Origin of the sequence: Bacilliculturomica massiliensis, assembly GCF_900605495.1 — a bacterium.
Taxonomy (GTDB): domain Bacteria; phylum Bacillota; class Clostridia; order Peptostreptococcales; family Anaerovoracaceae; genus Bacilliculturomica; species Bacilliculturomica massiliensis.
The window spans coordinates 308815-322636 of record NZ_LR027601.1; the positions used below are offsets into that span (position 1 = coordinate 308815).

11 protein-coding genes and 1 tRNA gene are annotated in these 13822 nt (G+C 54.1%); 9 read left to right on the forward strand and 3 right to left on the reverse strand.

Features of this window, described 5'->3' with window-relative positions:
- The first annotated feature begins 92 nt into the window (after positions 1-92).
- The 6 genes from E0E37_RS06460 to thrC all read left to right on the forward strand — a co-directional run bounded on the left by E0E37_RS06460 (position 93) and on the right by thrC (position 7699).
- Positions 93-167: transfer RNA gene (locus E0E37_RS06460), tRNA-Glu, on the forward strand.
- Positions 168-454: 287 nt separating this feature from the next.
- The gene (gltX, locus tag E0E37_RS06465) at positions 455-2104 is read left to right on the forward strand and encodes a glutamate--tRNA ligase (RefSeq protein ID WP_130862168.1); all 1650 of its coding nucleotides are present in this window, start codon (positions 455-457) and stop codon (positions 2102-2104) included.
- Positions 2105-2351: 247 nt separating this feature from the next.
- Positions 2352-3851 (forward strand): protein kinase domain-containing protein, encoded by a 1500-nt coding sequence (locus tag E0E37_RS06470; RefSeq protein WP_330548549.1) that lies wholly within the window; start codon positions 2352-2354, stop codon positions 3849-3851.
- Positions 3848-5071, forward strand: a complete 1224-nt coding sequence (locus E0E37_RS06475) for a helix-turn-helix transcriptional regulator (RefSeq protein WP_130862171.1) — start codon at positions 3848-3850, stop codon at positions 5069-5071. The genes E0E37_RS06470 and E0E37_RS06475 overlap by 4 nt, the downstream gene beginning before the upstream one ends.
- Before the next feature lie 207 nt (positions 5072-5278).
- Positions 5279-5986 (forward strand): polysaccharide deacetylase family protein, encoded by a 708-nt coding sequence (locus E0E37_RS06480; protein ID WP_130862173.1) that lies wholly within the window; start codon positions 5279-5281, stop codon positions 5984-5986.
- A gap of 234 nt (positions 5987-6220) precedes the next feature.
- A complete protein-coding gene (gene thrC, locus E0E37_RS06485; protein ID WP_130862174.1) occupies positions 6221-7699 on the forward strand; it encodes a threonine synthase in 1479 nt (492 codons plus the stop codon).
- Positions 7700-7807: 108 nt separating this feature from the next.
- On the opposite strand, the gene E0E37_RS06490 is transcribed toward thrC, so the two are convergent.
- Positions 7808-8707 (reverse strand): DUF4424 family protein, encoded by a 900-nt coding sequence (locus E0E37_RS06490; protein ID WP_130862176.1) that lies wholly within the window; start codon positions 8705-8707, stop codon positions 7808-7810.
- A 52-nt stretch (positions 8708-8759) separates the two neighbouring features.
- Positions 8760-10154, reverse strand: a complete 1395-nt coding sequence (murC, locus tag E0E37_RS06495; RefSeq protein WP_130862177.1) for a UDP-N-acetylmuramate--L-alanine ligase — start codon at positions 10152-10154, stop codon at positions 8760-8762.
- Between the two features lie 356 nt (positions 10155-10510).
- On the opposite strand from murC, the gene purR reads away from it, so the two are divergent.
- Together purR and spoVG are read left to right on the forward strand one after the other, a co-directional pair.
- Positions 10511-11338: a pur operon repressor gene (purR, locus tag E0E37_RS06500; RefSeq protein ID WP_130862178.1), complete on the forward strand. Its 828-nt coding sequence runs from the start codon at positions 10511-10513 to the stop codon at positions 11336-11338.
- 82 nt (positions 11339-11420) lie between these two features.
- The gene (spoVG, locus tag E0E37_RS19280; RefSeq protein WP_130862180.1) at positions 11421-11855 is read left to right on the forward strand and encodes a septation regulator SpoVG; all 435 of its coding nucleotides are present in this window, start codon (positions 11421-11423) and stop codon (positions 11853-11855) included.
- Between the two features lie 111 nt (positions 11856-11966).
- Here the strand turns inward: spoVG and E0E37_RS06510 are convergent, their stop codons facing one another.
- Complete coding sequence (locus E0E37_RS06510; RefSeq protein WP_130862181.1) at positions 11967-12425, reverse strand: helix-turn-helix domain-containing protein; 459 nt, start codon at positions 12423-12425, stop codon at positions 11967-11969.
- Between the two features lie 631 nt (positions 12426-13056).
- Between E0E37_RS06510 and E0E37_RS06515 the strand changes: the two genes are divergently transcribed.
- A complete protein-coding gene (locus E0E37_RS06515) occupies positions 13057-13794 on the forward strand; it encodes a UDP-N-acetylglucosamine diphosphorylase (RefSeq protein WP_246019648.1) in 738 nt (245 codons plus the stop codon).
- Positions 13795-13822 lie beyond the last annotated feature (28 nt).

Genomic DNA, 13822 nt, shown 5'->3' on the forward strand with positions numbered 1-13822 from the left:
GAAAGAAAAATGAAAAAAAATCAAAAAAACAGTGGACAAACGCGCTTCGATTGGCTATAATAAAAAACGTTCCGGTTAGAACAAAACGACATGTCTCGTTGGTCAAGTGGTCAAGACGTCGCCCTCTCACGGCGGAATCAGGGGTTCGACTCCCCTACGGGATACCAAGAGAAAAAACCGCTGAAGGCGTTGGATCCAACGCTCAGCGGTTTTTTCGTTATGGAAAACAATAATGGAAGAATGGAAGGCGGCGCCGGCAGGAACCGCGGCCCTTTGCTGGCTCCCTGAAATCCTTCAGTAAAACGGCATTGTGGGAACAGCCGCGGCAGTATATAATTAAGATAAGCGTTTCGCTTGTCCCATCGGCTGCCGCGTCTTTGTTATTCCGTCAATGTCGCGGAGACATTTCCTGCATAATAAAATAAAAATGAATGATAAGAGAGAGGCTGAAAACATGGATTACAACAAGTTGGCGAATCTGCTGTTTCCGCAGATCAAGAAGACGCCGGAGGATTATGAGGCGATTTATCCGCCCAGAGATCTGCCGGAGGGCGCGAAGGTGACCAGGCTGGGACCCAGCCCAACGGGATTTATTCATCTTGGCAATCTCTACGGCGCGTTTGCGGACGAACGTCTGGCTCACCAGAGCGGGGGCGTGTTCTATCTCAGGATCGAAGACACGGACGACAAGCGGGAGGTACAGGGCGCGGTGCCGGCTGTCATCAACGCGCTGCATCACTTTGGAGTGAATTTTGACGAGGGAGCCACGCTCACTGGGGAAACGGGGGATTACGGCCCATATTATCAGAGCCAGCGGGGCGAGATCTACCAGTGCTTTGCGAAAAAGCTGGTGGCTATGGGTCTGGCGTATCCCTGCTTTATGACAGAGGATGAGATACAGGCGATCCGCGATCAGCAGGAAAAAGACAAGCTGAATCCCGGAATCTACGGCGAGTATGCCCGGCACAGGGATCTGAGTTTTGAAGAGGTGGTGGAGCGGATCTCCCAGGGTCAGGAGTATGTGGTCCGTTTCCGTTCGCAGGGAGACCCGGAGCGGCATTTCTCGGTGGAGGACGGTATACGGGGAGTGCTGTCCATGCCGGAAAACGATCAGGATGTGGTCATCCTGAAAAAGACAGGGATCCCCACCTATCATTTTGCCCATGTGGTGGACGACCATCTCATGCGGACTACCCATGTACTGCGGGGCGAGGAATGGCTCTCGTCGCTGCCGATCCACGTGGCGCTGTTTGAAGCGCTGGGCTGGGAGCCGCCGGTCTACTGCCATACCACAGTGCTCATGAAGATGGACGGCGAGACGAAGCGGAAGCTCTCCAAGAGAAAGGATCCGGAGCTGTCGCTGGAGTATTATAAGAAGGAAGGGTACCATCCGGCGGGAGTGCGGGAGTACCTGATGACCATCCTGAATTCCAATTTTGAAGAATGGCGGATCGCCAACCCCGAGGCGCCCATCGAAGCCTTTGCGTTCAGCACGGACAAGATGAGCAACTCCGGTACGCTGTTCGATCTGGATAAGCTGAACGATGTGTGCAAGGATGTTCTGGCCCGTATGACGGCGGAAGAGATCCTGTTTTATATGCTGAACTGGGCGAGAGAGTATCAGCCGGCGCTGGCGGAGCTCATGGCGGCAAACGACGAGAAAATGCTGCGGATCTTTTCCATAGACAGAGGCGGAGAGAAGCCGAGAAAAGATCTGATCTACTGCCGTCAGATCTTCCACTTTATCAGCTATTTCTTCGACGATCATTTCATCATCGAGGGAAGCTATCCGGAGAATGTATCCTGGAGGGATGCAAAGGAGATATTGAACCGTTACTTCCAGACCTACGATCCCAACGACGATCAGGACCAGTGGTTTGAGAAGGTGCGGACGATCACGGCGGATCTGGGTTACGCGGTGAAGCCGAAGGATTTCAAGAAAAATCCGGATCAGTATAAGGGCCATGTGGGGCACGTGAGCAACGTTATCCGCATGGCGATCACGGGCCGGACCATGTCGCCGGATCTCTGGGAGATCCAGCAGATCATGGGGCTTGAGCAGGTGCGGGGACGCATCGCACAGGCGTTTCAGGATATCGGTTAATGTGAAAGTTTCATCGGGCGGCCCCGCTTTAAAGAAGCGGGGCCGCCCGTTTTTTATAACATAGGAAATATCGTTTGCTGATATTTCCGTATGTTTCAAAAAAGTTCACCTTGTGAAGGTGAGTCCGCAGGGCGAATATGTTTCCGAAGGAAACTTTTTTATTACATCTTAAAGACAGTTGTCGGAATCTGTTGAGCCGGGGTGAAATTTGAAGTAAACTGTTTCATGTAAAGCGCTGATCACGGAGGTGAAAACCTTGGCTTCTCTCGAAGAAAGATTACATAGTTATGAGCCGCTCTGGGGACAGTGGAAAGTCGGCCGCAGGTTATATGCGGGCGGACGGTCCGCTGTTTTTGAGTTAGAACGGATACGCTGTGACAGGATGCTTTCGTGTGTGGTGAAGGTGATCGAGATATGGGCCGAAGACGAGGATGTGCGGCAGAACTGCTTCGAGCGCGCGGTGGACGAGATCGAGCGGATGGAGCTGCTTTCCGGAAACAGCCATGTGGTGACGGTCTACGATGACGAGATCAGAGAACGCAGACGGGAGGACGGTAGTCTGGAGGGCTGCGACATTCTCATCCGCATGGAACAGCTGACCTGTCTGGCAGATCTGATGCGGGACGAAGCGCTTTTATCGGAAGAGGAAGTCAGCCGGTTGGGACAGGATCTGTGTCTGGCGCTGGCGGCGGCTCACCGGCTGGGCGTCGTCCACAGGGATATCAAACCGGCCAATATTTTCAGAACGGCGGACGGCGGCTATAAATTGGGCGATTTCGGAGCGGCGGGGGCTGCTCAGGCGGGAAGGATGCTGGAGACGGTCATCGGCACGGCGGCCTATATGGCGCCGGAGGTGGCCCGCGGAGACAGCTACGGCGCGGCTGCAGATATTTATTCACTTGGCGTGGTTTTGTATCAGCTTCTGAACCGGAATTTTCTTCCGCTGACTGCGGACAGTTCCACCTACAGCCAGCGTCAGGAGGCCGTGAGACGCAGGCAGCGGGGCGTGGAGCTGCCGCCGGCGGGCAGAGGATGTCGGCTGCTCAACGAGGCCATATTGAAGGCCTGCGCGCCTGAGCCGAAGGATCGATTTACAAGCGCCGAGGCGTTCAGGGAGGCGCTGGCCGCAGCAGCGGGCAGCCCGGAGACAGCTGAGAAAACCGGCGGACGCAGGTTGTCTGTGCGCGCGGCTGCCATCTTGTGCGCTGCAGCGCTGGCGGCGGGCGCGGGGCTGAACGGACTTCTTCATCCGGGCGGCACCGGACCGGCGATGGACAACGGCGGTACGAGATACCCCAGCGCTGGAGCAGGAGCCCTGGAGGACGGCGTGCTGGACAGCACCTACGAGGTGATCATCCAGAATTTGACCTGGGAGCAGGCCAGGGTGTACTGTGAGGGCCGGGGCGGTCATCTGGCGACGATCACCTCCAGAGAGGAAGAAAAGCTCATTCTGGAGATGCTGGATGAAAAGGACGTGGTGGCGGCCTGGATCGGCGCGGACAACAAGAATATAAGCAAGGGCTTCAAATGGATCACGGACGAGCGGTTCACCTATGCGGCCTGGGGCATAAACGAGCCGAACAATTCCGGAGGGATCGAATACTATCTCATGCTTGTAAACAGCGAGACACAGGGCTGGGTCTGGAACGATTCCAGGGAGGATGGGCTGAGTTCGTTCTCCGTTGGACGGGTGGGCTTCGTGTGCGAGTGGGACGCGGAGCAGGCGGCCGATCGGGTGGCGCCATGAGGAATGAACTCGAGACGACAGTCATCGAAAAAGATGTTGAACTCTGTGAGGACAGTTCCGATCTGCGGGAGATCCTCCGCAAATACGACAGCTGCTATTTGAATTGGCAGAGCTGCATCAACCGGCTGCTGGATGAGAGCGGTCTTTCCTATAACCGGCTGGCGGGGAAATGCGGTATCAGCAAAAACACACTGAAGAAATGGTGCTGTCAGGGCGGAGCGCCCAGAAGCAGAAATACCTTTTTGAAAATAGGGTTTGGGCTGGGGATGAGTCCGGCTGAGGTGAATCGCCTGCTGACGCGTTACGGCGGCTATCACAGCCTTTACGCGAAAGATCTGTTCGACGCGGTGTGCATCTTTACGCTGCAGCGGCGCAGCGCGGGAGGTCAGGACGCCGGGCGTTTTACATTCGCATATGCGGAGGAGCTTTACAGGCGCTGCCTGGAGAAGCAGACCGGAAAAAAGCCGCCGGAGCCCTCTGATGAGACGTTTTTAAATACTGAGACCGCCGCGGAGCACATCCGTGAAATGAAGGCGGAGGAGGATTTTCTGCGTTTTTCTGCAGACCATGGGGATCTGCTCACCGGAAGGGGGCAGAAGCTGGCCGCTTATCTGCAGGAGTATTTGCTGGCCAGGGATCCGGAGCGCCGTTTGTCAGCGGCCTGCGGCGAACGTCGATCTGCGGGAGAGCCCAGGGGGACAGGGGAAGGCCCGTGGACCGAAGACTGTAGATCCGCCGGCGGCCGGCCGCATCCAGCGCCGGCGCTGAACGCCAGCTCTGTGTTTTCCGCTCTGGGGATCCCCAGGCGTTTTGAAAAGATATGGTCCATGCTTACGGTCCACGGAACGGTGCCGCGGAGGGAACAGCTCATCGCGCTGGCCCTTCATCTGGAGATGGCTCCGGAGGAGGTAAACCGCCTCCTTGAACTGGCCGGCATGGAGGCTCTGTGCGCGAAGGACCGACTGGAATGCGTAGTCATTTACGCTTTGCAGCAGATGTGTCTGCTTCATCCGGAGATCGTTCTGTCCAACGCCATCGATCTGCTTGCGGTGACGCGGGACGAGGGGCAGCGAAAACGCTGCCGGGAGATCGTGGAAGAGTATACGCGCAACTGTTATCAATGTTCCGACGAGGAGGCCGACAGCGTTTCCGGCTACGTGCGCGATCTGCTGCGGACGCTGGATCTGGATGAGGCGGAGGAGTTTTTGAGCCTGATCTGACGTGAAACATATGAAACAAATGAAATGAAGTGACTTGTGTGGGGAAGCCGGACCGAAACCGGCCGCAGAGATGCTCTGGGGCCAGGGCCGTCCCAGAGACGGCCGCCGGCTGGTCAGTTCATGAAAATACCGCGCACCGCTCCGTGATAGGATAAAGTCAGAAACGGAAGCGGGAGCAGGGATGTGAAAAAGGGGAGATTAGAAATTATGAAACGAATTTTGGCTGCCGTGTGCGCGGTATGTCTGCTTTTGACTGCCGCTTCGGACCAGGCGCGTTTTGCGCCGCAGGTCCTGATGTATCACCTGGTGGAGGAAGAACCCTTTACCGATTATACCAGTCTCTTTGTGCGCCCTTCCGATCTGGACGCGCAGGTGGCTCTGCTGACGAGAAACAATTACCGTTTCCTCTTTGCGGAAGAGTATGAGAAAACGTCCACTCCTTCTGTCGTTCTCACTTTCGACGACGGGTATGAGGACAATTATACGGAGCTCTATCCGGTGCTGCAGAAATACGGGGCGAAAGCCACTGTCTTTCTGATCTCAGACCAGATCGGAAAGCCCGGCTATCTGAGCAGAGAGCAGATCAGGGAAATGTCGGCCAGCGGTCTGGTGAGCTTCCAGTCTCATACGAAGACCCACCGGGATCTGACTACGCTGACGGAGGCGGACGTCAGGACGGAATTCCGCTATTCCAAATATGTGATCGAGTCTATCACGGGAAAGCCTGTGAAAGCCATCTCCTACCCGGAAGGGCAGTACACAGACACTCTTGCCAAAATAGCAAAAGAATATTTTACCAGAGCGTATTCCACGCTTCCCCGACGTCCGCTTCGGGGCATGAGCATGTATTCCATCTCAAGAAAGAGCGTGACGCGGGACTGCTCTCTGGAGCAGTACTGGCAGATGCTGCAGTAAAAAGATATAGACGACGGTCCATGCCGGCTGCCGGCTCATGAGACCGGAATAGGTGACGGATGATAAAAACGGCCGCAGGAGTTTCGCTTACAGTTGAAAACCGCGGTCGTTTTTGTTATGATGATATATAAATCGTTTGAAGGGCAGTGCGGCCCTGCGGATGAGAAGACGCTGGAGGGACCGGCCGCAGGGAGGCGTTTTCGCTTATACTGTTTGGATCAAAGGAGAGAAGCTATGATTAAATACAAGAGCACGAGAGGCAGCCTGCAGGAGAAGAACGGGGCGCAGGCGATCATAAAAGGGATCGCGGAGGACAAGGGGCTGTATGTGCCCCAGCGGTTTCCGCAGCTTCCCTGCGCGCTGAGTGAATTGATCGGATCGGACTATCGCCAGGTGGCGTTCCGGGTCCTGGGACTGTTTCTCACGGATTATCCCCAGGAAGATCTGAAGCGCTGCATCGACAGCGCTTACGACAGCAAATTTGAAGCGCCGGAGATCGCCCCGCTGGTAAAGGGAGGCGACGCGTATTTCCTTGAACTGTATCACGGGAGGACCGCCGCTTTCAAAGATATGGCGCTGTCGATCCTTCCCTATCTGCTGACCACGGCGATGAAAAATGAGAAGGAAGAGAGCCGGATCGTTATTCTGACGGCAACGTCCGGGGATACGGGAAAAGCCGCCCTGGAAGGGTTTGCAGATGTTCCGGGCACGGAGATCATCGTCTTTTATCCAAACGAGGGCGTCAGCCAGGTACAGGAACGCCAGATGGTGACGCAGGAGGGGAAGAATACCCACGTGTACGCCATACGCGGCAATTTTGACGACGCGCAGACAGGCGTGAAGCAGATATTCAACGACCAGGCATATGCGGAAGAACTGGCGGCGAAAGGCATGAAGCTCTCCTCGGCCAACTCGATCAATATCGGCCGGCTGGTGCCGCAGGTGGCTTACTATGTGTGGGCGTACGTGAAGCTGCTGGAGAAGGGCGTTCTGAAGGAAGGCGAACCCATGAACGTGGTGGTGCCCACCGGTAATTTCGGAAATATTCTGGCCGCATGGTACGCCAAGCAGATCGGAGTCCCGGTGGACCGTTTCATCTGCGCGTCCAATGAAAACAAGGTGCTCACTGATTTCATCAATACGGGCGTTTACGATATTCGAAGAGAGTTCCATCTGACCAACTCGCCGTCCATGGATATTTTGATCTCCAGCAATCTGGAGCGGCTGCTGTATCACTTATCCGGAAATGACGGGGCGGAGATCGCGTCGCTGATGGCGTCTCTGGAAAAGGAAAAGCGCTACGAGGTGAATGAAAAGATCAGAGCGGGCCTGGCATCGTTTTACGGCGGTTTTGCCACTGAGGCGGAGACCAAAAAAGCCATCGGCGACATGTATCGGGAAAACGGCTATCTCATGGACACCCACACGGCGGTGGCCTATAAGGTATACGAGGACTACAGAAAAGAGTCGGGGGACGAAACGCCCGCCGTCATCGCCTCCACGGCCAGCGCCTATAAGTTTGCGGACAGCGTGGCCGAAGCGATCGGTCTGCCTGAGTTCGCTGACGGGTTTGCGTACATCAGCGCGCTCAACGCGAAGACGGGAGTACGGGTGCCCCGAGGGTTGGCGGGCCTGGAGCACAAGAAGGTGCTCCACACCGGAGTGTATGACAAGGAAGAACTGCTGGACGCGGTGAGGAACGCGCTGCAGTAAACAGGCTAAGGCCTGTGCAGGCGGATGGGCAGCTTCTCAATAATATGAAGAGGGCGAAAGCACTGGCTGCTTTCGCCCTTTTGTCTGTCTCTGCTTTTTCCTGCGGCGCTATCTGTCTGCTGCCTGATGATCTGAATTTTCTTTTTTCCATTTGCGCAGACGCCAGATCATAAAGATAACCACTGCCAGAACTGCGATAATGATCGGCGAAAACAGCATTAGGGTCATAGGCAGATAGGGACTCCTTAAGGTGCTGAAAATATTCTGATACCAGTTTTCGTCAATGACGATCTTCAGATTTTCTGCGGGAAGCGTATCCGAAACGTATTGATATGTACGCGTATCGATTTTTTCAAACTCTAAATTGCTGCGTGATATGACAGGCATATCCTTGTCGAGATATAAATTTATGGTCAGGTTTTCAAAGCTTTTCCACATTGCCGCGGGGGCGAGGAAGTAATCGATACGCCCCTCTTTTACATTGAAATCATAGTCGGGGTATCCGCCGAGACGGTAGGCATAAGCGACCACGACGTCGTATTCTTCGTTGGGTTCAAAATCCATCTCAAAGGTTATGCTGTCAACACTCCGCTCCCCCATAAGACCTTCGGCCTCCACATCGGAGAGCACAGCATACTGCCAGCCGTCTGTTTTTATCTCCGTATCGTAGTTCAGAACAAAACGTTCCGTTTTAAAAGAGGTATCTCTGCCGTTGACCGTCACCTGGACGCCGCTGGTCTCGATATTGGGAGAAAGAAACATGGATCGTGTGGAAACGCTTTCATCGGTGGTGTTCTTCATTCTGTAAGTCGCAGAAATATGCGCCTTTGAACCGTCCACTGTGATATCCAATACCTCTGATAAAACTGATATGGAATCGTTTTTTTCAAATGTTATCGACGAACCGATATCTGCATCCTCGGGAGCCGCCATATTCGCATAGGCGGCCTGGGGAACGGACAATGCAAAAACGAAAACGAATGCTAAGATTAAACAGATCTTTTTCATAATGACACCTGCATCACTTTCGCAGATCCGGATCCGATTCCAGCTTTCTTCATCAGCCGTTGGCCCGGTCTTTATCCAGAACGATCTCCGCAACCTTGTAGATATCGCCTGCTCCCATGGTCAGCACCAGATCGTTCTGATCGGCGTTGTTGAGGACGAAGTTTGCCATCTCGTCGAAGTCGGAGATAAAGTAGACTTCTTTGCCGGGATGTACGCGTTTGATCTCCGCCACCAGTTCTTTGGAGCTGATCTTGTAGATATTCTTTTCGCGGGCCGCATAGATCTCCGCCACGATGATTTTATCCGCGTCTGTAAAGGCGTCGGCAAAGTCGTCAAAGAGGGCCATGGTCCGCGTGTAAGTATGGGGCTGAAACAGGCACCACAGAGCGTTGTGGGGAATGTTCTGCGCCGCGGAGAGCGTCGCTTTTATCTCTGTGGGATGGTGGGCGTAATCGTCCACGATGCGGATATTATTCTTTGTCACTCCGATGACGTCGAAGCGGCGCTGAGTGCCGGTGAAGCTCTCCAGAGTGGACACGATATCGGTTATCTCCACGCCCAGGCTGTGGCAGCAGGCCACTGCGGCCAGACTGTTGGCGATATTGTGTTCGCCGGGCACGGAAAGCTGCAGCGTGCAGAGCTTCTTTCTGCCCTTGTAAAGGTCGTAAGAGGGCATGCCGAAGGAGTTGAATTCGATGTTTGAGGCATAATAATCGGACTGATCGTTAAAACCGAAGGTGATCACGTTGCAGGGCAGATCCCGGACCACTGTTTTCACAAAGGGATTTGCGTCGTACGCGATGACCGTGCCGTTTTGCGGGACCAGTTTGGCAAAGCGGTCGAAGGAACTGACGATGTGTTCGATGTCTTTAAAATAGTCCAGGTGATCCGAGTCAATGTTCAGAATGATCTCGATCTTGGGACGGAGAGACAGAAAGCTGTCCATGTATTCACAGGCTTCTGTCACGAAATAATCGCTGGTGCCGACCTTCACATTCCCCTTGATCTCCGCCAGATTGCCTCCCACCAGAATGGTTGGATTTTTCCGGGCGTGTTCCAGAATGAGAGAGATCATGGAAGTAGTGGTGGTCTTTCCATGGGTGCCGGAGATAGCGATACTGCTCTCGTATCCGTCCATGAGGGCGCCCAGCGCTTCCGCTCTGGTAGCCGTCCGGATCCCCTGTTCGGCCGCAGCCACCAGTTCCGGATTTTCCTGGGAGACGGCGGCGGAATAGACCACCAGGTCCGCGCCGGTGATATTTTCCGCGCTGTGTTCATAATAGATCGTAGCGCCGCAGCTTTCCAGATGCTGAGTGGTATCGCTGGCTTTCATATCGGAACCTGAAACGGTATAACCCCGTACCAGAAAAATCTCGGCGATGGCAGACAGGCCGATCCCGCCGATCCCAATGCAGTGCACGTGTTTAAACTCCGATAAATTCAACATTTTGTCCTCCATATATATTGCGATTGCAGATCGTATGCGACCGCCGCTTTATCTCTGCTGTGCCGGTGATGTGCGCGGTAAAAGATAACCGCACGCTCATTCATGTGATCCGCACATGGCGTCCGCCGTGCACAGAATCGTATAATATCCGCTCTGCGGATATTATACCATAAATAAAAGAGAAGAATGCGGCGAATTTGACAAAACAGCAGAAAACGAATAGAATCAATCCATAGTATTCAGACCGGCCTTTGGATGTGACAGGCGGGCGCCCGCCGAGGCACGGCAGAGGCGCGGGCCGGTCCGTCGCAGGGCCGGAGCGGCAGTGGAACGTAAGGAAAAATGGGAGGAAAAGGATGAAGCGAACGGAACGCGTGGGAGCGATGATACACATACTCAGTCAAAACCCCAACAAGGTGTTTTCTCTGGCGCATTTCTGCGAAATGTTCGGCTGCGCAAAATCCAGCATCAGCGAGGACGCGGCTCTGGCGCGCCAGGCCCTTGAAGCGTCGGGACTGGGCTGTATCGAGACAGCTGCCGGCGCCAAGGGCGGACTGCGGTACGTGCCGTTTATTTCAGAAAAGGAAGCGGACGCCCTTTTGACGGAGCTGTGTGATAAATTGAATGACAGAGGGAGGATCCTGGGGAACGGATTTCTCTATACCTCCGACGTCATGTTTGATCCGGGGATCACCAAGCGGGCCGCCAGGATCTTCGCGGCCAGATTCGCCCAGTCCGGGGGCGATTATGTGGTGACGGTGGAGACGAAGGGGATACCTGTGGCGCTGATGACGGCGGAGCTTCTGAATCTTCCGCTGGTAGTCATACGCCGTGAGAGCAAAATATCCGAGGGATCCACGGTGAGCATCAACTATTTTTCCGGTTCAGCAGAGCGGGTGCAGAAGATGTCCATCGCCAAGCGGGCGGTGAAAGCGGGCAACCGCGCTATCATCATCGACGATTTCATGCGGGCGGGAGGAAGTGTGAAAGGAATACGCGATATGATGCGGGAGTTCGACGTGGAGGTGGCGGGGACCGGCGTGGTCATCGCCGCGAAGACGCCGGAGAAGAAGAAAGTGCAGGATTATTTTCCGCTTCTCTACCTGGGAGAGGTGGACGAAGACGCCGGAACCATTGAATTATCAAGAAACGAAGACATTTTTACAGTTAATTTGAAGGAATAGAAAGAAAACGGTTGTCGGAATCAGGAAGAAGTTGTATAATATTGACACAGACTATAGCCTACATATAGTTTCGGAATTGATCATGAAGGGTGGTGTGTGCACGGTGGAAATCACTGATGTAAGAATCCGCAGGATCGACGACGAGGGCAAGATGAAGGCAGTTGCGTCAATTACGTTTGACAGTGAATTTGTGATTCACGACATCAAGATCGTGAGTGGAAAGAATGGAATGTTCGTGGCCATGCCCAGCAAAAAGATCGGGCAGACTTATAAGGACGTGGCTCATCCGCTGACGCCGGAGACGAGACAGAAGATCTCCGACGCGATATTCAGCAGGTACGAGGAAGCGCTGGCAGAGCGGGAGAGCACGTCGGAGAGTCCGCGTCAAGATGAACTCCAGACAAAGGAAAATGAAGAAACGGAATACGCAGTGTGTGCGGGCGGCGGCGAAGAGACCGCAGAGCCTGAAGATGCGGCAGTGGCTGCAGCAGCCATCGGACCCAGTGTCGAAGTGTAGGAAGGATCAGGTACGGGTACAGTCCATAAAAAAACAGCGGCGAGATAAAGACCGCTGTTTTTTTGTCCTTTTAAAATGGGGAGGATTCCCGCCACGCAGCATAGAGACCGGTCACTGCCGGCGGCCGGAACAGATGCGGTAACGGCGAAATGCCTGAACGATCTCAAGAATACAGTCCAGATCATCTTCAGAAAAATCGTTTACGGCGGCAAAAAGTTCGGAAAGCCGCAGGTCGGTACCAGCCGCGCCGGGCTCACCTAGGGCCGTACTCCGTGCGAACTGTTTTACCTTGTCGATCATATCGTCTGTCACCATTTCAGGGGGCATGCCAAAAAGCTCAGCCTTGAGCTCGTCGCCGCCTGTCTGCGGCGACGGGGCTTCCCTGCCCGACAGGTAATCTACCGTGACGCCGAAATAGTCGGCCAGCTTCCGGAGTTTATCGGAAGACGGAACGCTGCCCCGTTTCCATTTTGAAATGGTGCCGCGTCCAAAATCCAGCTCCCGTTCCAGCGCAGATTGGCTCAGCCCTTTTTCTTTTGACAACCTGAGTATAGTCTCGTATACCGACATGAAATTCCTCCTGAAAAATGTCAGCGGAAGCCATTGACAACGCTGAAATAATTCAGTATAATCTAAGTGATCGCTGAACGGTTTCAGCGCGCAAAAAGCCGCTGAACATATTCTGTACATAATTGGTGTGATTACTTATTATGATAGAATAATTTCAGCGATGTGTCAACGGTTAATCAGAGGGGCGCCTGCTAGAGGTCGATTTACACACACAGCCGAAATATAAGCGACGGACGGCCCTCTGAACCGTTCCAGTCCGGTTCCGGATGACCGCAGCGCAATGCATTGCCTGTTTATAAAGCATTGCGGTTATTTGCATGCCAGCCTAAAGGGAAGCGTCGATTTCGACCAAGGTCCCATAAGGAAAGAAAAATAGTTTCATAGCCGCTGGGGAGTCAGACTCCCCAGCGTTTTTTTGCTGCGGCCGGGTAGCGATATGGACGGAATAACAAAAAAGTTTACCTCGTGAAAGTGAGCCCGTAGGGCAAATAAGTTTTCGAAGGAAACTTTTTTATTTTTATCTTTGAGTTTACCTTGTTCAGTGGTATACTGATAACGTATGACGGTACGGCCGGAAACGTTTATCCGCCTGGGCGGAACGCACCGGAAAAAGCCGAAATGGAGGCAATGCATGGACGAAAGTACAAAAAGTATGGAAAACATAGAACAGTTAATGGAACGGGAACAGAAGAAAGCGCAGGCCCGGCTTCAGATCGTGCTCAGGCATATTCAGGCGGGCGTGGAATTTGTGGACTGGAAGTCCGCTTATATCGACGAGACGGTGGAGATCGGCGAAGGTACGGTGATCTGGCCGGGAGCCATCCTCTGCGGCTGCACGAAGATCGGCAGGAACTGCGTCATCGGCCACAACACCCGTATCGTGGACAGTACCATCGCAGATGAGGTGGAGATCCAGAGTTCGGAGATCCTGGAAAGCACCGTGGGCAGTTTCACAAAGGTGGGGCCCTTCGCGTATCTGCGGCCCAACAGCCACATCGGCGAGCACGCCAAGGTGGGCGATTTTGTGGAAGTGAAAAACTCCACCCTTGGAAACAACTCGAAAGCGTCCCATCTCACCTATATCGGGGATTCCGACGTAGGGGACAATGTGAATCTGGGATGCGGCGTGGTATTTGTCAACTATGACGGGCAGAATAAACACAGATCTGTGGTGAAGGACGGCGCATTCATCGGCTGCAATACCAATCTGGTCTCACCGGTCACGGTGGGCGGGAAGGCATATGTGGCCGCGGGCACCACGCTGACGTCGGACGTACCCGACGGGGCTCTGGCTGTAGGAAGGGCGAAGCAGAAGAATCTGGAAGGCTGGGTCGGGAAGCGGGGACTCCTCGACAAGAAGAAAAAATAAGCGATCAACATCAACGAAGGCAGTGAAG

What these genes read in the sequence shown, in the direction of transcription:
- E0E37_RS06510 (WP_130862181.1), bottom strand. Translation starts at nt 12,425, where the DNA reads ATGTCGGTATACGAGACTATACTCAGGTTGTCAAAAGAAAAAGGGCTG.
- E0E37_RS06515 (WP_246019648.1), top strand. Translation starts at nt 13,057, where the DNA reads ATGGACGAAAGTACAAAAAGTATGGAAAACATAGAACAGTTAATGGAA.
- purR (WP_130862178.1), top strand. Translation starts at nt 10,511, where the DNA reads ATGAAGCGAACGGAACGCGTGGGAGCGATGATACACATACTCAGTCAA.
- spoVG (WP_130862180.1), top strand. Translation starts at nt 11,421, where the DNA reads ATGAAGGGTGGTGTGTGCACGGTGGAAATCACTGATGTAAGAATCCGC.
- murC (WP_130862177.1), bottom strand. Translation starts at nt 10,154, where the DNA reads ATGTTGAATTTATCGGAGTTTAAACACGTGCACTGCATTGGGATCGGC.
- gltX (WP_130862168.1), top strand. Translation starts at nt 455, where the DNA reads ATGGATTACAACAAGTTGGCGAATCTGCTGTTTCCGCAGATCAAGAAG.
- E0E37_RS06490 (WP_130862176.1), bottom strand. Translation starts at nt 8,707, where the DNA reads ATGAAAAAGATCTGTTTAATCTTAGCATTCGTTTTCGTTTTTGCATTG.
- thrC (WP_130862174.1), top strand. Translation starts at nt 6,221, where the DNA reads ATGATTAAATACAAGAGCACGAGAGGCAGCCTGCAGGAGAAGAACGGG.
- E0E37_RS06475 (WP_130862171.1), top strand. Translation starts at nt 3,848, where the DNA reads ATGAGGAATGAACTCGAGACGACAGTCATCGAAAAAGATGTTGAACTC.
- E0E37_RS06480 (WP_130862173.1), top strand. Translation starts at nt 5,279, where the DNA reads ATGAAACGAATTTTGGCTGCCGTGTGCGCGGTATGTCTGCTTTTGACT.